This window comes from Rhizobium sp. AN68 (genome assembly GCF_030758035.1).
GTDB classification, from domain to species: domain Bacteria; phylum Pseudomonadota; class Alphaproteobacteria; order Rhizobiales; family Rhizobiaceae; genus Agrobacterium; species Agrobacterium tumefaciens.
The window spans coordinates 324,502-342,458 of record NZ_JARWMI010000001.1 but is presented as its reverse complement, the minus strand read 5'-3'; the positions used below and the strand labels follow the sequence as shown (position 1 = coordinate 342,458).

14 protein-coding genes and 1 pseudogene are annotated in these 17,957 nt (G+C 58.1%); 7 read left to right on the top strand and 8 right to left on the bottom strand.

Features of this window, described 5'->3' with window-relative positions; all coding sequences use genetic code 11:
- Both RBH71_RS01530 and RBH71_RS01525 read right to left on the bottom strand, forming a co-directional pair.
- Window positions 1–732: an SDR family oxidoreductase gene (locus tag RBH71_RS01530; RefSeq protein ID WP_323687010.1), complete on the bottom strand. Its 732-nt coding sequence runs from the start codon at window positions 730–732 to the stop codon at window positions 1–3.
- Window positions 729–1,190, bottom strand: a complete 462-nt coding sequence (locus tag RBH71_RS01525) for a VOC family protein (protein WP_112361569.1) — start codon at window positions 1,188–1,190, stop codon at window positions 729–731. Before RBH71_RS01525 ends, RBH71_RS01530 begins: the two co-directional genes overlap by 4 nt.
- 117 nt (window positions 1,191–1,307) lie before the next feature.
- Between RBH71_RS01525 and RBH71_RS01520 the strand changes: the two genes are divergently transcribed.
- Complete coding sequence (locus tag RBH71_RS01520; protein ID WP_112361570.1) at window positions 1,308–2,192, top strand: LysR family transcriptional regulator; 885 nt, start codon at window positions 1,308–1,310, stop codon at window positions 2,190–2,192.
- A gap of 56 nt (window positions 2,193–2,248) precedes the next feature.
- Here the strand turns inward: RBH71_RS01520 and RBH71_RS01515 are convergent, their stop codons facing one another.
- Complete coding sequence (locus tag RBH71_RS01515) at window positions 2,249–3,178, bottom strand: LysR family transcriptional regulator (RefSeq protein ID WP_060641930.1); 930 nt, start codon at window positions 3,176–3,178, stop codon at window positions 2,249–2,251.
- A gap of 160 nt (window positions 3,179–3,338) precedes the next feature.
- Here RBH71_RS01515 and RBH71_RS01510 point away from each other — a divergent pair, with 160 nt between their 5' ends.
- The 3 genes and pseudogenes from RBH71_RS01510 to RBH71_RS01500 form a co-directional block, all read left to right on the top strand.
- A complete protein-coding gene (locus tag RBH71_RS01510; protein ID WP_112361571.1) occupies window positions 3,339–5,027 on the top strand; it encodes a GMC family oxidoreductase in 1,689 nt (562 codons plus the stop codon).
- Between the two features lie 24 nt (window positions 5,028–5,051).
- Window positions 5,052–7,565, top strand: coding sequence for a CoA transferase (locus RBH71_RS01505; protein ID WP_112361572.1), 2,514 nt, complete (start codon window positions 5,052–5,054; stop codon window positions 7,563–7,565).
- A gap of 151 nt (window positions 7,566–7,716) precedes the next feature.
- Window positions 7,717–7,875: pseudogene (locus RBH71_RS01500) on the top strand (transposon DNA-invertase); the annotation flags it as partial.
- On the opposite strand, the gene RBH71_RS01495 reads toward RBH71_RS01500, so the two are convergent.
- The 5 genes from RBH71_RS01495 to RBH71_RS01475 all read right to left on the bottom strand — a co-directional run bounded on the left by RBH71_RS01495 (window position 7,838) and on the right by RBH71_RS01475 (window position 14,273).
- Window positions 7,838–8,509, bottom strand: coding sequence for a glyoxalase superfamily protein (locus RBH71_RS01495; RefSeq protein WP_112361573.1), 672 nt, complete (start codon window positions 8,507–8,509; stop codon window positions 7,838–7,840). The pseudogene RBH71_RS01500 and the gene RBH71_RS01495 overlap by 38 nt on opposite strands.
- A 552-nt stretch (window positions 8,510–9,061) precedes the next feature.
- The gene (repC, locus tag RBH71_RS01490; RefSeq protein ID WP_112361574.1) at window positions 9,062–10,276 is read right to left on the bottom strand and encodes a plasmid replication protein RepC; all 1,215 of its coding nucleotides are present in this window, start codon (window positions 10,274–10,276) and stop codon (window positions 9,062–9,064) included.
- A gap of 202 nt (window positions 10,277–10,478) precedes the next feature.
- Window positions 10,479–11,504, bottom strand: a complete 1,026-nt coding sequence (gene repB, locus RBH71_RS01485; protein ID WP_112361575.1) for a plasmid partitioning protein RepB — start codon at window positions 11,502–11,504, stop codon at window positions 10,479–10,481.
- Window positions 11,501–12,784, bottom strand: a complete 1,284-nt coding sequence (repA, locus tag RBH71_RS01480; protein ID WP_003518687.1) for a plasmid partitioning protein RepA — start codon at window positions 12,782–12,784, stop codon at window positions 11,501–11,503. The genes repB and repA overlap by 4 nt, the downstream gene beginning before the upstream one ends.
- Window positions 12,785–13,205: 421 nt before the next feature.
- Window positions 13,206–14,273 carry a LacI family DNA-binding transcriptional regulator gene (locus RBH71_RS01475; protein ID WP_323687009.1) on the bottom strand — a complete coding sequence of 356 codons (1,068 nt, stop codon included), beginning with the start codon at window positions 14,271–14,273 and terminating at the stop codon, window positions 13,206–13,208.
- 224 nt (window positions 14,274–14,497) lie between these two features.
- On the opposite strand from RBH71_RS01475, the gene RBH71_RS01470 reads away from it, so the two are divergent.
- The 3 genes from RBH71_RS01470 to RBH71_RS01460 are packed head-to-tail and all read left to right on the top strand — an operon-like array spanning window position 14,498 to window position 17,948.
- Window positions 14,498–15,331 carry an ABC transporter substrate-binding protein gene (locus RBH71_RS01470; RefSeq protein WP_323687008.1) on the top strand — a complete coding sequence of 278 codons (834 nt, stop codon included), beginning with the start codon at window positions 14,498–14,500 and terminating at the stop codon, window positions 15,329–15,331.
- Window positions 15,332–15,391: 60 nt separating this feature from the next.
- Window positions 15,392–16,900, top strand: a complete 1,509-nt coding sequence (locus RBH71_RS01465; protein ID WP_003518683.1) for an amino acid ABC transporter permease/ATP-binding protein — start codon at window positions 15,392–15,394, stop codon at window positions 16,898–16,900.
- A 19-nt stretch (window positions 16,901–16,919) separates the two neighbouring features.
- The gene (locus tag RBH71_RS01460; RefSeq protein WP_323687007.1) at window positions 16,920–17,948 is read left to right on the top strand and encodes a Gfo/Idh/MocA family protein; all 1,029 of its coding nucleotides are present in this window, start codon (window positions 16,920–16,922) and stop codon (window positions 17,946–17,948) included.
- Window positions 17,949–17,957 lie beyond the last annotated feature (9 nt).

The window sequence follows — 17,957 nt, the reverse complement described above, 5'->3', positions numbered from 1 at the left end:
TCAGTCTCCCTTGAAGGCGTCTGCGGGGTAAACGGCTTCCCACCCTGCGGTCGGGTCCGTCGCCAGCGTCCAGATTGTGTCGGCTGCCTCTCTCGCCTCTGTCGATCCGGGGCCGACGAGTGTGGCGATTGTCGCCACCGCGATGCGGATGCCGCGTTCGGCGAGAGGGCCGGCCAGACCTTCGACGACATTTCTAAGGGCCGCCTTGCCAAGGCCGAGACTGGCATAGCCGGCATGGGGTGAGACGGCGAGGCCGCCACCTGTAACCAGAATCGTACCGCCGCGGGCACCGAACAACTCAACGGATGCCCGGATCGTGTGAAGGCCGGCAGCGACATTGGTGGCGAGGTCGTCCGTGACCTCATCGTCGCGCATGCTGAACAGATCCTGTTCACGCACGAACGCGGCATTGAAAAGGACCGCCGTCAGCCCGCCGGACATGCGGTCGCCCTCAGCGACCGCCTTGCGCAGTGCGATCGGGTCGGTCGCATCGGCTTGCAAAGTCGAGACGTGGAGACCTTGCCCGGAAAGGGTTCTGGAAAGACCGGTGAGACGAGCGGCATTGCGAGAGGTGAGCACGACATGCCAGCCTTCCCGCCCGAATTTCTCCGCAACGGCCTGCCCGATGCCGGGGCCGGCGCCGATAATCATGATGGAGTTCGTCATGGGATATTCTCCTGATGTGCTGGCCATCGCGATGCCGTGACGGCCAGCCGGGTGAGAAAGGGTCACGGCAGGACTTCCGCCAGCTCGATCAGATTGCCGAAGGGATCGCAGAAGAAGGCGAGGCGGCGGCTGATTGCCAAAAGCTCGAACGGCTCGGTCACGATGGTGACGCCGCGCGCCCGCAATTCCTCGACAGTGGCGTCGACGCTTGCGACATTCAGGCAGAAATGGTGGTAGCCGGCATATTTGAGGCTATCGCCGAGATCGGTATAAGGGCGGACCTCCGCCGGCGCCGGATCGCCGCCACCCAGGATTTCCACATAGAAATGGTCGTCAGTCGCGGGTGCGAGATAGGCCAATTGTTCGTCGGCGTAGTCCCATTCGGCAACGACACGGAAGTCGAGTTTCTCGACATACCAGCACTTTGCGGTTTCGAGGTCCGGCGTGCGGACGGCAACGTGATGACCGCGCATGTCGGCAAAGGGTGATGCAGTGTTGTGGGCGGGAGGAATGAAGTCGGCCATTGTCCTATCTCCTGTGTGGTCCGGCACAAGCGCCGGTTTGCGAGGAGAAATCTGGACCTTTTCAACGATCAAGATTAGAGAGATAATCTTCCTCTCAATGATGAGTGAGATTTGACAATGCGCAGTACGGATCTCTCTGAACTCGCGGCCTTCGATGCGGTCGCCCGTCACCGCAACTTTCGCCGGGCCGGCGAAGAGCGCGGGGTGACGGCCTCGGCGATCAGCCATGCGGTGGGTAATCTCGAGGCACGCGTCGGCATTCGTCTGCTCAATCGAACGACCCGCAGCGTGTCGCTGACTGATGCCGGGGCAATGTTGCTTGCGCAACTGTCGCCCGCCTTCGGCGAGATCGGCTCGGCGCTCGATGCCCTCAACCAGTTTCGCGATACTCCTTTTGGCAAGGTTCGCATCAATGCGCCCAATTCGGTCGCACCGTTCGTATTCCGGTCAGTCATCGGTCCTCTGATTGCAGAAAATCCCGGGCTTCAGCTGGAAATCGTCGCTACCGACCGGCTTGTCGACATTGTGGAGGAGGGGTTTGATGCCGGCATCCGTCTTGGAGAAAGTCTGCGCGATGGCATGACGGCTGTGAAGATCAAGCCGCGGCTGCGGTTTGCCGTCGTGGGCTCAACAAGCTATTTCGAACGTCATCCGCGCCCCAAAACCCCGGATGATTTGCGTCACCATGTCTGTATTCGCAATATCTATCCAAGCGGCAAGCCCTATGCCTGGGAGTTCAGCCGCGCAGGCAAGATCATCGAATTCGAGCCGACCGGCTCTCTGTCGCTCGATGACCATGAGCTGATGGTCGAGGCAGCACTTTCGGGCGTGGGGCTGGCTTACGTCTGGGAAGAGCGGGCGCGTGCCTATATCGAGAATGGCAGCCTGGTCGAATGCCTGGCATCCTGGAGTGCGCCCGAGGACTGGCTGTATCTCTATTACCCGACGCGGAAATACCTGTCGGCCGGCCTGCGCGCTGTCATCGATGTGCTGCGTGTGTGAAGGGACTGGCGCACCGACGGTTCGATTCCTGTCAAGAGCTTCACCGCTAAGTCGGTTTACTGAACCCAAACTCGTTTGATTGCGTCAAATGCAGCGACGATAGAAGGATCGCTCATGCGCGCTTCCAGGCAGAGGAAACTTAAGGTCGTCGAGAGCTTCACATTATCAGCGATCACCAGTCCATGGGACTGCTGTTCATAAAGGGCAATCGATTCCCGGCAAAGGCTCAGCCCTATCCCTGTGCGTGTCATGGCAATCATTGACGCTTCCTGATCCACCTGGGCGACAATCTGTTGGCGAACGCCAAGATTGGTGAACAGCCGTGCCAGCATCCGGTTATGAACCGATGCGGGTGGCGTGCCGATCCAGGGGAGGGAGGCAAGCTGTAACCAGTTGGCCCCTCGAACAAAGCTGGCGAGCGATGGCGGAGCGACAACGCAATAGGTCAATTGCGCAAGTGCGCGAGAGTGGAAAAGCGACGCGGTACTCCCTCCAGTAACATCGGTCGGCGGGTCATAGTCCCTTGGATCACCAAGATAAAAACCGGCGTCGAGTTCGTTTCGCTTCAGCCTCTCCGGCACATCGCCGCTCATGCCATGACGCAGCGTTGTCTCGATACCTGGCCCGTTTTCGATAAGTGCTTTCAGAAACGCCCCTAATCGTGTGAACTCCGGATCGATGATCGTACCGATCCGCAATTTTCCCCGGACGCCGGTCGATAAACGTCCGGCTGTCTGGCCGAAGTCCGTCAGCGCCGCCAGCACTTGCTCGGCCTTTGCCGCCAACAGTGCACCTTCCTGTGTCAACTCCAAACCTGTCGAGGTCCGCCGGAACAGGGTTAGCCCGGTGTCAGCGGCCAAGCGTTTCAACTGAAGCGTCACCGCAGGCTGCGTAACGTGCAGGTGCTCGGCGGCGCGGGTGACGTTCCCTTCTCGCCCCACGGTAACAAACGCTCGCAATGTTCTCAGATCGATACCTTCCAGCATATTAATTTCACTTATAATGCTTGGTTGAATTTGTCATTGGATTTCACGATCGAATGTTGGCTATGCCTGCATATAAAGCAGGGAGGAAGCATGGCATGCCAATGCAAAGTGTCCAGTCTTATAATTGTGTGGTGTTCCATCGCGATTGGAGGGTAACCCTATGAGGAATGGTGGTTCCGGCAATTTCCACGACGTTTTTGACTACATTATTGTTGGTGGTGGCTCCGCAGGCTGCCTGCTTGCCAATCGCCTCAGTCGTGACCCGTCAAAACATGTTCTGTTGCTGGAAGCCGGCCGCAAGGACGACTACCCATGGATACATATCCCGGTCGGGTATCTTTATTGTATCGGCAACCCACGCACAGACTGGCTTTACAAAACCGAACCGGACGCCGGACTGAACGGTCGTTCGCTACGCTATCCTCGCGGTAAGACGCTTGGTGGCTGCTCGTCGATCAACGGCATGATCTATATGCGTGGTCAGGCACGCGATTTTGACGGGTGGGCAACGACAACCGGCGACGATGCCTGGTCTTGGCAAAATTGCCTGCCCGATTTCAAGGCGCATGAGGACCACTACCGGCTGGACCATGGCGCAGACCCGAAGACTGGTGGCAACAGCAGGTTTTCCGACATGCATGGCCATGGCGGCGAATGGCGCATCGAGAAGCAGCGGCTGAAATGGGATATCCTCGAATCCTTTGCAGAAGCCGCGGTGGAAGCGGGCATTCCGCGTTCGGACGATTTCAACAGTGGCGACAATGAAGGCGTCGGCTATTTCGAGGTGAACCAGCGCTCGGGCTGGCGCTGGAACACGTCCAAGGCTTTCCTGCGCCCAGCGAAAAACCGCGCAAACCTGACGATCTGGACGCAATCTCATGTCGAGCGTTTGATCCTTGCGAACGAGGCATCTGGTCGCAAGCGGTGCATCGGTGTTATTGTTGAGCGTCAAGGGCAGCGCGCGGAGGTTGGGGCGCGGGGAGAAGTCATTCTGTCGGCCGGCGCCATCGGCTCACCACAAATCCTGCAATTATCTGGCATCGGTCCAGCGGGATTGCTGAAGCGTTTCGGTATTGAGGTAAAGCACAACCTGCCAGGTGTCGGAGAAAATCTTCAGGACCATCTGCAGATCCGTGCCGTCTTCAAGGTCGGTAATACGAAAACGCTGAATACGCTCGCCAACAGCGTCTTTGGTAAAGCGATGATAGGGCTCGAATATGCGTTGAAACGCAGTGGTCCGATGAGCATGTCGCCCTCGCAGCTGGGCGCCTTCACCCGTTCGGACGAACGCCAGGCCCACGCCAATCTGGAGTATCACGTCCAGCCGCTCAGCCTCGACGCCTTCGGCGAACCGTTGCACACTGTCCCCGCTTTCACAGCCAGCGTTTGCAACCTCAATCCATCGAGCGTGGGCAGTGTTCATATTCGCTCCAATAAGGCGTCGGACGCGCCCGCGATTGCGCCGAACTATCTCAGCACGGACGAAGACCGCAGGATTGCTGCAGAAAGTCTGCGGCAAGTGCGCAAAATCGTGTCGCAGCCAGCATTGGCGAAATATAGGCCACAGGAGTGGAAACCGGGCCCGCAGTTCCAAAGCGATGAGGAGCTGGCGCGGCTTGCGGGCGATATTGCCAATACCATCTTCCATCCGGTTGGTACGACGAAGATGGGCGGGGATGACGATCCTATGGCGGTTGTCGATAGTCGCCTCAAGGTTCGAGGAATCGCGGGACTGCGGGTCGTCGATGCGGGCATCATGCCGAAGATCACCAGTGGTAACACCAATGCGCCGACGCTGATGATCGCCGAAAAGGCAGCCGGCTGGATTGTTGCTGACGCACACGCATAGAAAACTATTGGGGGAGGTTACAGGATGACATCAATAGCACGTTCAACGCTTCCGCTTTCCGGCGTTCGAGTCGTTGATTTTGGGCAGTATATTGCTGGCCCGGCCGTGGCCATGATCCTGGGCGATCTCGGCGCGACCGTCGTGCATATCGATCCCCCCAGCGGGCCGCTCTGGGACAATCCCGCCAACGCCATCCTCAACCGCAACAAGCTGATCGTCGCACTCGACCTCAAAACGGAGAAGGGTTTGCTTGAGGCGAAAGCGCTGGTGGCCGAGGCTGATATTGTGATCGAGAACTTCCGCCCTGGTGTGCTTGCCCGGCTCGGGATCGATTTTTCGACTTTGCGTAAATCGCGGCCTGAGCTGATCACCCTGTCTATCCCAGGTTTCGCCTCCGACGATGAACTCCGCCGGGACTGGCGTGCCTTCGAGACAGTGATCGCAGCCTCGTCGGGCGTCTTTACGGATATGGGCTTAAACCGCGTTCTTATGGGTATCAACCCGTCTTTCTCGCCGCTCCCACTCTCTTCCGCATATGGTGCGATGCTTGCGGCCTCCGCGACGGTGTTGGCGCTTCAGGCGCGTGAGCGCACCGGCCACGGCGATCATATTGAGGTGCCGCTGGCAAGCGCCGTCATGGAGGGCCTGTCCTACAATTCCATTCTGATTGACGACTATCCGTTGCGTTATAAAACCCAGCGCGAGCGGGAAATCGAGCGTCGGCGGGGCGAGGACCTGCAAATGGACATGTCTTTTGACGACCTCCAGGAGTTTCTCGATCCCTTCTATCGCAGCTATAGGTGCGCCGACGGACGGATGTTCTACGTGGTCTGCCCCAGCCACAAGAACCATGCCAAACGCTGCCTGCAAGCGCTTGGCATTTACGACGAGCTCGTTGCTGAAGGACTGCGCGAGGAGGAAGACACCTATCTTCCAGTTTCGCAGTGGTCTTCAGACGTTTCGCTCGGTGTCTATCCGCTCCCGAAATTCTGGGCTGACAAAATCGCGGCTCGCATGAAGGATGTTTTCCTGACCAAAACGGCTTTTGAATGGGAACGTGTCTTCGGAGAAGGGCTGTTTCCGGGCGCGCCGCAACGCTGGCTGAAGGAATGGATCGCCGACGATCATGCCAAGGCTGCCGGCCTCATGATCGAAGTGGACGATCCGATCTTCGGCCGCATGACCCAGCCGGGGCCTATGGCCTGGCTGCAGGAGAGCGCCGAATCTATGTTAACGCCAAGCCCGAGACGTTGGGGAACGGCCAAGGAGGCGCTAGCACTGCTCGCCGGCATCGAGCGCCCTTCCTTGCCGGTTGTAGCGAATGGGGCCCCCGGCGGCTGGCTGGACGGCGTCAAGGTTCTCGATCTGTGCAATGTGATCGCCGGTCCGCATTCGGTCGCCTATCTTGCCCGTTTCGGTACGGAGGTCATCAAGATCGATCCGGCCAAGCCGCTCTATGACTGCTGGAACACCGTGATCTTCGGCATGTCCCACATGCGCGGCAAACAGTCCGTGCTGCTGAACATTGGTTCGCCCGATGGCCGCATCGTGTTCGAAGAACTGGTGCGCTCAGTCGACGTCGTTGTCTGGAACGCCACCGACCGTCAGGTCAAGGCGATGGGTCTCGATGCCGAAAGCCTGAAAGCGCTCAACCCCCAAGCGATCTTCTGCCAGCTCGATTGCTTCGGCGGCGTGCGCACCGGTCCGCGTACCGACTATCTCGGCTATGACGACCTCGTGCAGTCGGCAACCGGCATCATGTTACGTTTCGGCGGCTCCATGGACACGCCGGAGGAACACGCCCATGTCGGTACCATTGACGTGATGTGCGGTTTCGGCGCTGCGCTCGGCATTGCAGCGGCTTTGTATCAGAAATCCAGAACCGGGGTTATCGGTCGCCCGCGGACATCACTGTCGGCGCTGACCGGCCTCGCCCAGATACCCTTCTGCTATGACTATGCCAACCGAGGTCCCTTCGATGAGCCTTCCGGTAGCGAGACCAAGGGATATAGCGCCCTGTCGCAGCTCTACGAAACGGCGTCGGGGGATCATATTCTCCTCTGTGCTTCGGAAGTTGATTTGCCACGCTTCGGCAGGGCGGAGGGGCTTGAGGCAATTGTCGAGATGGCCGCATCCGATCGCGAGGCCTATCTGGCGAAAGCCTTCATGACGGCACCTGCTGGGACCTGGCAACAGCGCCTGCAGAAAGCCGATATCGGCGTATCTCTCTGCGAGAACATCGAGGAGATCCGCAGCCGCAGCGCCCGCATTGCCGACGGCACGCCGGGGCTCGACCGGGGCAGTTATTCATTCTCGGTTTTTCCAGACCATCCGAGCGGGCACACCGTCACTCAGCTCGACCCCTTCGCCATCCGTCCGGCAGTCGGCAAGGTGACGGCTATAACGCCAGCGGAGAAGTACGGCGCCTCCACGCGAGCCGTTCTCCGCGACCTGAACTACACCGATAACGAGATCGATCGGTTGATTGCATCCGGCACGATCAGCGAGAGTTGGAGCGCAGAGTATCTGCCGAGTTAGCAGGACACGGCAGCTTCGTGTTCTGAGGAGGATACCGAAGCCGCTCACGGCCCGTCCAAATACGCGATGGCATTAACGGGTTAGATATTCAACATGGCACCTTGGGAGGAAGTGCCATGAAAGAACTTTTTGCCTCGACATGACTTATACAGCGCAGGTGCGTTTAGCGCAGGCCGCCATGGCTCAGCGTGACACTTCCGTTTCCGAGTTGTGCAAGGAACTGGGGATCGAGCGTGTCACCCTTTACCGATATGTTGGCCCAAAAGGTGAACTTAGAGATTATGGCCGCCGGGTTCCGGGGCAGGCGTGACGCCTCTGATTTCCCGCGCACGGGCCAATTCGGTCGCGCGCAATTTATCCAGTTCCCGAGGCGAAATCTTCATCCGCTGCGCTTCGGTTAAAGCCCAGACATGCCCGAATGGATCGAAAAAGCTTGCCACTCGCTTACGTTCGTCACTGATCTCAAGGTGATTTCGGACCGTTCCTCCTGCAGCAATTGCCTGCTGCAGTGTCTTTTCGGCATCTGCGACCGTGAGCGAAAAAATCGAATTCACCGCGCCATTTGCCTTGGGGAAGAAAGGGCCTCCTCGATGCGGCTCCGCCTCGCGCCTCGGATTGGCGCCCGAGACCGTGATTTTGATCCCGCCTAAGTCGAGATCTATTGCATAGAGAATATTGCTATCTTCATGTGTTCGCACATGGGAGGCGTTAAACGCCGACATATAAAACGCGGCAGCTTCTCGCTGGCGACCATGTTCAACGAAAACAATGACGGCAAGTTGTTTTTCGTGTTCGCAGGCGGCACTCAGAACCTGCCAATTTGCAAAACCAAATTGGCGAGCGACGATTTCAAGGCATGCGCTGTGTGAAAGCTGCAGATTGTGCTCCTCCAGCAACTTGCGAAGAGCCTTGGCCATAGATTTCGAGTCTGAAAAGGAAAGCATAGTTTGATCCTCAAAGGGCGCGCCGTTGTCAGTGCTTGCATTGCTGACGGTCGCCCATAAGGGTCAAACCAGGATTATCCGTGCCTTCGCCATTCCAGAGGAGCAAGCGGCTGGCCGCACGGTGCCAAGCTTCAAGCTATTGGCGGAAAATGATTCGCGCAATGTCGAGCCCGCAAAAGTGGTCCTCGGCTTAGCGTAGGATTTCGCCCCCTCCCGCAAACGACCCCCAATAGTCGCGTTATTTGACCGTCACAGTCACGAACTACGCTTCCAAACGGAAGTCCGCCGCAAGTTAGGCACCCAACGTCCGCCGCATCAGCTCCGTGAACAACGTCCGGTAGCTGATGTCAGTCTCTCTCGGCCTTTTAACCTGGCTGCAATCCAACAAGAGTTCAGCTGTCGTTGGGTCGTAAACATTGAGGCGGAAGGAACTGATATGGAAGGCCGGAAAATGAAGGGAAAGCCCCCAAACCTGGATGTGGATTCCTCAAATGCTCCAGTCTCCAGATGGAAACACCGGCGCAACGGGAACCCTCATCCATTACGTCAACGTCACCCCGTTGCCTTCACCGAATGACCGGCCGCCCGCAATAGCGCCATCAGTACCGGCCCCAGCGAAAACTCACCTCGCTTGGCCCGATTGGTTAGGTCTCTGAGATACCCGCCGGCCGAATTGATGTGGCCGCCCCGCTCGAGAATGCAGGCGATCGTCACTGCCGCGTTCTCCGGACCCATCACCTCACAGGCCTCCTGATATGCGGACGGGCTCACCCCGAGCATCGATCTGACCACAACGGCGGCCGTCATGAGTTCTCGCCAGTTTCTGATCTGGCCTTCAGGACCGTAGTTTAAAATCTCGGGGCAGGCGCGCAAGACGAGACCAATCGGAAAAGCCTTAATCGGCACATGTTCGGCCTGCTTATTCTGGCTCGGCTCCGCCTCCTGCTCTTTTTCAGAGCTAGGTTCAAGTTCATTAAGGAGGTTGGTATTTGAATTCTGTATGTGACGCTCATTTTGAGCATCATTGGTGGTCATTTCTGAAGAAAAATCATCGGAATTCAACTGGTTGATGATGTTCTGCCGCAAATTATCCATCTCGATGCCCAAATTTCTCAGTTCGTCGAGCGTCGGGGTTCGAGGAATTCGCCTGACAGCGGCCAGATATTGTTCTTCCAGCTCGTCCCAATCGCCTGCAGCTCCCTCTTCGACGGCCGCCGTAATCAGCTTGCGGATATCCCGCCGGCAGATCGTTAGGTTCTCCTTTGCCCTGCGGAACGCGATCCGATCGGCAGCCACCTGCTGGGCAAGGCATGCCAGTTCCTCGGCGCGCATCAGAAGCGGCGATATGTCAAAACCGAAGGCGTGCTCGATCGAGCCTTCACCATCCTTTCGGGCGTAGCGTTTGCCGTTTGCACTATCCTTGCGGATGATCAGCCCTGCATCGACAAGCAGGGCAAGATGACGCCGCAGGGTAGCGCCCGCAATGCCATGCGCACGAATTGACAGCTGGATGTTCGACGGGAAAACGATAAGCTGTGCGTCCTGGCGCAGCTCATTTTCAGGATAGAAACTCAAAAGCGCATCGAGCACTGCAAGGCTGCGATCCTGCAGACCAAGCACCTCTCGCGCCTCCGATGCGTCGCGGAAGACTTTCCATTTGTCTGCCGACTTGCCTTCCTTGATCCTGGTCGTGGCAATCTGCTGCTTCACAAGCGCAAGCGTTACCGACCGCCGCCCAAACGGCGTCGTCACTTGTCCACCTTCCATGTCCCTCGCCTCTTCAAAAAGGCAAAAGATTCACGCTCACCAAAACGGTGCCAAAGACTCTTGACTAGGATTCATGGAAATGCGATTCTCTAGCTCTCACACGACGAGAAGGGCTTCCATGACGGCAACGTTTCGGGGGCCTTTTTCTTTTGCGCGTTTTCCTTACTTAAAATGGTTCCGAAGTCTGTTTCTCGGCTTCAGTTCAAATCTTTGATCTTTCACGCGTGAACCGCTCAGCCAGTGATGGCAGCTGCGCCTCGATGAAACGCAGGAATTCTGCTCCGGCCGGTGTATCCGCAGAAATACGGATATCCTTGTTCGTGCGAGAAAAGCTGCCAAGTGGTTCGCCTGCGGCGCCGGCAATCATCTTGCCGGCCTTCGACGGTGCGGCAGGTTTCAGGGCGTTAAAGGCGGCCAGAAACTTTTGATCGGATCCAAGCCGTCTTTGCGTAGCGGCCGAAAGCACGCTGCGCAGTTCATCATGCAGGTCAGGCTGTTCGGAGAAAGCCTTTGCAAACTCCACCCACCTTGGACGACCGACCTTGGCTGCCCGACCAATTGTCTCGACGATATCGAGCGGAAGTGCGCGATAAACCGCTCGCATTCGTGCAAGCTCGGGATCGTCGATAGACAATGCCGCCTTGATATCACGAGGCTTCACATCGGCATCATCCATACGGCGAGCAAACAGGGTGCGCTCGATCCAGGTCAGATCCTGGCGATCGGCATTTTCAATACCCTGCGCAATGACAAGCTCGACGTCGGAAATCTCGACTTCGATCGCCTTGACCGCAATTCCAAGATCGCGCGCTGCCTGGAGCCGTCGATGGCCGTAGATCACCTGATAGCGATCGGGCGATGCTGGTGACTTGCGGACCTGGATCGGGACCTTTTGCCCCTCGGACTTTATCGAGTTCCTGAAAGACTCGAAATCCGATGCGTCGTCATCTGGAAGACGATCGGGAAAGGGAGAGGGATCGACCTTTGACGGGTCGAGCTCTCTGATCGCACCACCACCCGATTCAACAAGCGCCTTGAGGCGGTCGCGTTCCGATTTGATGTCGTCGATCGCCCTGTGCGCCGCACCGATCACGCCGGCACCGACACGGGCAGTTGGTGCAGGTTGCTGCGGCGAGACAGGAGCATCGGTCGCCAGCCGGTTTTCAAGTTCCGCCGACAGCAGGCCAAAATTTGCAACGATGGATTTACGCGATGACTTGTTGGTCATGTGCGTCCCCAGCTGGTGTTGATGAGTTTCACGACCGCTTCGTTGACGGCATCAACCGCCTCGCGTGCGCGTTTATGCGTGTCACGGCCGATCTGGCCCATTTCGAGTTCGTAGATCGAGCGCTTTGCAAGTCCTGCTGCCTCGACAGCAGTGCTTTCAATCAGCGTCGGAAGAAGCACATCCGTTCCGAAGAGATGGCGCATCAACGCAACGACCTGAGACTGTGGTGCGTCGTTGGGATCATGGCGGGTAATGAGATAGCGGATGAAATCCTGATCAAGCTGCGCTCCGCTCTCATTGAGCACGCTTATCAGGTCCCCCATCATCAGGAGAAACTGGCTCATGGATGCGACATCGAGCATCGCCGGGTGTACAGTGATAATCATGCTGGTCGCAGCATAAATCGCACTCAGCGTCAGAAACCCGAGAGACGGCGGAGTATCGAGAATGACGACGTCATAGTCCTGATCAACCTCGGCAAGAGCAAGCTTCAACCGTTCGAAGAAGATCGCTCCCGAGCCCGATTTCTGCGCCAGAACCCGCGGCGTTTCATGCTCATATTCCATCACTTCGAGGTTGCCGGGTATCAGATCGATCCCGTCGAAATAGGTCTTGCGGATGATATCGCGGATTGGCCGGCGCTCGGCGTCGTCGTAGCGAAGAGCAGCGTAGATCGTTTCGTTGGCACCAACGTCAAACTCAGGTTGCGCGCCGAACAGTGCAGAAAGTGATGCCTGCGGATCGAGATCAAGAGCAAGGACGCGGTAGCCCTGCAGGGCGAGATAATGCGCAAGATGGACGCAGGTCGTGGTCTTGGCACTGCCGCCCTTGAAGTTGGCGATCGCAACGACCTGGAGATGCTCGCCCTCGCGTCGGCGAGGAGAAAATCTCAGCGCTTCAGAAGGCTTCTGGGCGGCAAAGAGCTCGCGCAATTCATTGATCTGAGCAAGCGTATAGACACGATGGTTATTTTCCAGCCGGCCAGGGATCGGTCCACGGCCTTCGCTCGACATGAGTTTCAGCGTAGAATCGGGTATTGAGGTCAGCTTGGAGACTTCGTTGGTGAGGAACGGTCGCAGGCTTTTCTCCGACTTCGGAGGATACATGCGGGTGCGAAGGTCCTGCAACTGCTGAGACAGAAGACCCGCATGGCGCATGATCTTGGCGCCCGCGTCTTCCTTCTGACCGCTCGTCATTTCTGCGTGTTTTGCTATCGCCATATTTTCCTCTTGGCGGGCATTCGCCGGTTTGCCGACCATCGTCCGCCAAAGGTACAACATGATTCTGTTTCGCCGTCCAGTTATTTACGGTTAACCGGATATTGACGTCCGTGGTTGACAGGGGAATAGAGGCGGCCATTTTATAAATTATAATCAGATACTTATAGAATATTTCGGACATCCTGTCCCTGCGGCGGCAACTGCATTTTCGCTCGGCAATCAAGGTCATCAGCGTCGGTCGAAACGAGATTTTCAGGGCAAAAAATCTACCCCATGGCGAATCGAACGACATTCGATCTCAAGAGGCAACCACTCGGCCATACTAAAAGGGGCCGGCTGCGAGCCGATCTATCGGATTCTGTCTGACCGAGGACCAGCGCCGTTTTTACGTTGGCGATAATAGTGACAGTGGATCGATCGGCGAGGGGCCGTCACAAAAAGACGGAGGGATCAAAGCAGCTTTTCAACACCGTCTACCGAGTCAAAGTGCTTCCCGCATGGAGGCACGTTCAACGATTTCGGTTTTCAGAACGACCTTGCGGACCATCTGACCTTTGCCATTTAGCCGGTCGACCAGCAACCTGGCCGCCGTCGCACCGAGATCATAGACGGGTTGGCGCACGACGGTCACGGGAGGCGTTGTTACAGACGTCCAATCCGCATCATGGAACGATACCAGCGACAGGTCATCCGGGATGCTAAGCCCCAGTTGACGGTGAACCTTGAACACCTCCAGGCCGATTATACTGTCCGATGCAATGATTGCCGTCGGACGCTGCGCCGACTGGAGCATTTCGGTAACGATGCGATGCGTCTCTTGCTGCGTGACGGCACCGACCTGTACCCAGCTTTCCATGTTGGTCAGACCAGCCTCACTGCACGCACCAAGATACCCTTCGATGCGTCGCCTGACCGAACCGGTACTGATGTCGTCTGCACTGCGGAACCGATGATCCGGCGTGTCGCAGGCGGTTAAATAGGCGATGCGGCGGTGGCCGAGAGCAATCAGCCGGCGTGTAATATTCTCGGCGGCATGCCGGTCGTCGGCAATAACGGTGTCGACATCGAGCGTGTCGCTTCCACGATCGAGCAACGCGAGCGGCAGCCCCGAGCGAATAACCTCATGCAGATGCTCGACATCGTTTTCCTTGGCCGGCGAGACGATGAGACCGTCGACACGCTTGGCAAGCAGAGTGCGGATGGCCGCTCTTTCCGCAACGACGTCTTCACCCGAGTTAATGAGGATGACGGTGAAGCCTGCCTGCCGGGCAATATCCGTGATGCCTCGCACGGCGAGGCTGAAAAAGGGGTTTTCAATATCTCCCACCACGACGCCGATGGTGCCTGAACGACCTGTCGTCATGCTGCGAGCAAGCTCATTGGGGCGATAATCGAGGGACTGAGCCGCGGCCAGGACCGCCTCTCTCACCCGATGGCTAACAGTTCCGTAGCCACCTAGCACGCGTGCAGCCGTTGCCTTTGAGACGCCGGCTTGGCGTGCGACGTCAGCGACTGTCACGGAAGGAGTTTTAGGCGGGATCTTGTCCATAAGCGGTAGCCTTACAAGAGAACTTGACGACTGGCAAATGCGAAGATAACAATTGCCAATACCCAAAGAGACCGGTCTCTTTCTAATTGAGACCGGTCTCAAAAATAAAAAGACTTCCGACATGCGAACTGTGTGGGCCGGGTAGGTGACATCATGCGCCGACCGGGTGGGACCCGTGCGCCTTGAATTTATCGCAGACAACGACACCAGAGGAGAAGAAACCAATGCAATTTACCCAAGCCTTAACATCCGCCTTCGCAAAAATTCGCGCGACCACGGCCGCGATCACACTCGGTGTCCTTGCAGGCGCGGCGACGCCCGCACTTGCCGACAATCCGCTTGGCCTCATCGATCCCGTCACCATCAGTGTCGGCACGATGGGCGATGCCAAGCCGTATGCCTTCACCACCGCCGACGGCAACTTTACCGGTTTCGACATAGAGTTGTTCCTCAACGTAGCCGAACGTCTTGGGTTCAAGAAGGAACAGGTGGTGTTCACCGGCCAAGAATTCTCGGCCCTGATGCCCTCTGTCGCCAACGGCCGCTTCGATGTTGCGGCCGCTGCGATCGGCACGACTGCCAAGCGCAAGGAGACCATTGATTTCTCTGATGGTTATCTTGCAGGTTTCTTGAGCGTCCTCACTTCCGAGCCAGGCATCACCGATGCAGCGGGTCTTAAAGGCAAGCGTCTCGGTGTGGTGCAGGGTACACTTCAGGAAATCTATGCCGAGAAGAATTTTGCCGGCACCGATCTCGTGAAGTTCCCGGACAACAATTCTGCCGTTTCCGCACTCAACAACGGGACGGTCGATGCACATTTCCTCGATTTCGAGGCTGCAAAGGACTATTCCGCCCGTTATCCGGCGCTAAAAGTCGCAGTCAACATTCCGAGCTTCGACGCGCCCGCCGGCTTCGTCATCCGCAAGGGTAACGATGCATTGCGCGAGGCGCTTAACAAGGGCCTGAAAGAGGCCATGCAGGACGGCACCTGGAAAAAGCTGCACGAAAAATGGTTCCCCGGCACGCCGATGCCGCAGGCATATCTTCCCAAGCAGTGATGCCACCTTCCGGTCCGGCCTTTACCGGTCGGACCGGCCTTTCTTTCAAGGGATATCCTGATGAACTGGCTTGAAAACCTGCGCCGTAGCTTCCTCGACTGGAATGCCATGGCCGAAGTGCTGCCGACCATGATCACCGTTGGTCTCAAGAATACGCTGATCCTGGCTGCGACCTCGACTGTGCTTGGCGTCGCCATCGGTATGATGCTCGCGATCATGGGCATTTCCCGCTCGCCCTGGCTGCGCATTCCCGCTCGTCTTTATACCGATATTTTCCGTGGCCTGCCGGCCATCGTCACAATTCTCCTCATTGGCCAGGGTTTTGCCCGCATTGGCCGCGAGCTCTTCGGTCCATCGCCTTATCCGCTCGGCATTCTGGCACTCAGCCTGATTGCCGGTGCCTATATCGGCGAGATTTTCCGCTCTGGTATCCAGAGCGTCGACCGTGGGCAGATGGAGGCCTGCCGGGCATTGTCGATGAGCTATGGCCAGGGCATGCGCCTTATCGTCGTGCCGCAAGGCGTGCGCCGCGTTCTGCCGGCCCTCGTCAACCAGTTCATCGGCAACGTCAAGGATTCGAGCCTGGTCTATTTCCTCGGGCTTCTGGCCTCAGAGCGTGAGATCTTTCGCGTGGGCCAGGACCAGGCGGTGGTGACCGGCAATCTGTCACCGCTCCTGCTGGCAGGCGTATTTTATCTCGTCGTTACCGTGCCGCTTACCCATGTCGTCAATGCGATCGACAATCGTCTGCGGGTTGGCAAGCAGCGCCCCGCCGTCATCACCAGCGGACTGGAGGAAGTCAGTGAACTCGACAGTGCAGCTCGCGCGACTGGCGTCTCGTTCAAGGGCGGCAGCCTTGATGTGCGCCGTCTCGGTATGGCCTATGGCGATCTTGATGTGCTGAGGGGTGTCGATCTTTTAGTCAAGCCGGGCAGCGTCACCTGCATCATCGGCCCGTCCGGATCCGGAAAATCGACTTTGCTGCGTGGGCTCAACCGTCTGGTCGAGCCGAAGAGCGGCGATATTCTTATCGATGGCGAAAGCATTCTCGCAATGAAGCCGGAAACGCTGCGCCGCCGGGTCGGCATGGTCTTCCAGCATTTCAACCTCTTTCCCGACCACACGGCGCTGGAAAACGTCATGCTGTCGCTTACGAAGATCAAGGGCCTGCCCGCAGCCGAGGCCGAGCGCATCGCCAAGGCAAGGCTTGCCGATGTCGGCCTTGCGAGCCGCCAGCACCACCGTCCGGGCGGTCTTTCCGGCGGGCAGCAGCAGCGCGTTGCCATTGCCCGTGCGCTTGCCATGGAACCGGAGGTTATCCTCTTCGACGAGGTGACGAGTGCGCTCGATCCGGAATTGGTCAAGGGCGTGCTCAACCTCATGGCCGAGCTCGGCACGCGTGGCATGACCATGGTCGTCGTCACGCACGAAATGGGATTTGCCCGCCGGGTGGCCGATCAGGTCGTCTTCATGGACGAGGGGCGCGTCGTCGAAGCCGGCACGCCAGAGGCAATATTCGACAACCCGCAAAGCCCGCGTCTCCAGCGCTTCCTTGCGGAAGTGCTCTGAGCGCCGGGAGGAGAAACCAATGACACAAACGATACGATGGGGTGTGCTAGGTTGCGCAGGCATTGCTGCCAAGGCGGTCATTCCCGCCATCCAGTCCAGCCGCCTGGGGCGCGTTGCGGCAATCGCCTCGCGCGATGCCGCGAAGGCGAAGGAGATGGCGGCCCGCTTCGGCATCGCCAAGGCCTATGGCAGCTACGAGGAACTGCTTGCCGATCCGGAAATAGACGCAATCTACAACCCTTTGCCCAATCATCTGCACGTGCCACTGACGATAAAGGCACTGGCGCAGGGCAAACCCGTACTCTGCGAGAAACCGATCGCGCTTGATGCCGAGCAGGCGAGGGTACTGGCAGCGGCACAAAAGGCGGCGGGCCTGCCGGTCGCGGAAGCCTTCATGGTGCGCCACCATCCGCAATGGAAAAAGGCGCGCGCGTTGATTGCCGAGGGGCGCCTCGGCGAGGTGAGGGCCATCCAGACGATCTTTTCCTATTATCTCGACGACCCCGGGAATGTACGCAACCAGGCTGATATTGGCGGCGGCGGTCTGTTCGACGTTGGTTGTTACGCCATCAACACGGCGCGGTTCCTGTTCGACGCGGAACCGGTACGGGCGATCGCCCTCATGGAGCGCGATCCCGTCTTCGGCACGGACCGGCTGACGAGCGGGCTGCTTGCGTTTCCAGAGGGAAGGCAGCTTGCCTTCACCTGTTCCACACAACTCTGCCTCACGCAGAAGGTCACGGTGCTTGGAACGTGCGGGCGTCTGGAAATCCCCATTCCCTTCAATGCACCAGCTGATGAGCCGACCATCCTTGTCTTTGATGATGGTCGCGATCTTGCCGGCGGCGGCCGCGAGGAGATCGCGATCGGGCCTGTCGACCAGTATCGCGAACAGGCCGATGCATTCGCCGAGGCTGTTCTCTCCGGCGGGCCACTCGAGACGGGGCTTGGCGACGCAATCGCGAATATGACGGCGATTGACGCGCTGTTCCGCTCCGCAGCCAGCGGTCGCTGGGAGATCCCCGATGCCTTACCCCCATCCGTATGACAATTGATT

Coding starts and splice junctions, on each gene's coding strand:
- RBH71_RS01525 (WP_112361569.1), bottom strand. CDS start 1,190: ATGGCCGACTTCATTCCTCCCGCCCACAACACTGCATCACCCTTTGCC.
- RBH71_RS01520 (WP_112361570.1), top strand. CDS start 1,308: ATGCGCAGTACGGATCTCTCTGAACTCGCGGCCTTCGATGCGGTCGCC.
- RBH71_RS01515 (WP_060641930.1), bottom strand. CDS start 3,178: ATGCTGGAAGGTATCGATCTGAGAACATTGCGAGCGTTTGTTACCGTG.
- RBH71_RS01510 (WP_112361571.1), top strand. CDS start 3,339: ATGAGGAATGGTGGTTCCGGCAATTTCCACGACGTTTTTGACTACATT.
- RBH71_RS01505 (WP_112361572.1), top strand. CDS start 5,052: ATGACATCAATAGCACGTTCAACGCTTCCGCTTTCCGGCGTTCGAGTC.
- RBH71_RS01495 (WP_112361573.1), bottom strand. CDS start 8,509: ATGCTTTCCTTTTCAGACTCGAAATCTATGGCCAAGGCTCTTCGCAAG.
- repC (WP_112361574.1), bottom strand. CDS start 10,276: ATGGAAGGTGGACAAGTGACGACGCCGTTTGGGCGGCGGTCGGTAACG.
- repB (WP_112361575.1), bottom strand. CDS start 11,504: ATGACCAACAAGTCATCGCGTAAATCCATCGTTGCAAATTTTGGCCTG.
- repA (WP_003518687.1), bottom strand. CDS start 12,784: ATGTTGTACCTTTGGCGGACGATGGTCGGCAAACCGGCGAATGCCCGC.
- RBH71_RS01475 (WP_323687009.1), bottom strand. CDS start 14,273: ATGGACAAGATCCCGCCTAAAACTCCTTCCGTGACAGTCGCTGACGTC.
- RBH71_RS01470 (WP_323687008.1), top strand. CDS start 14,498: ATGCAATTTACCCAAGCCTTAACATCCGCCTTCGCAAAAATTCGCGCG.
- RBH71_RS01465 (WP_003518683.1), top strand. CDS start 15,392: ATGAACTGGCTTGAAAACCTGCGCCGTAGCTTCCTCGACTGGAATGCC.
- RBH71_RS01460 (WP_323687007.1), top strand. CDS start 16,920: ATGACACAAACGATACGATGGGGTGTGCTAGGTTGCGCAGGCATTGCT.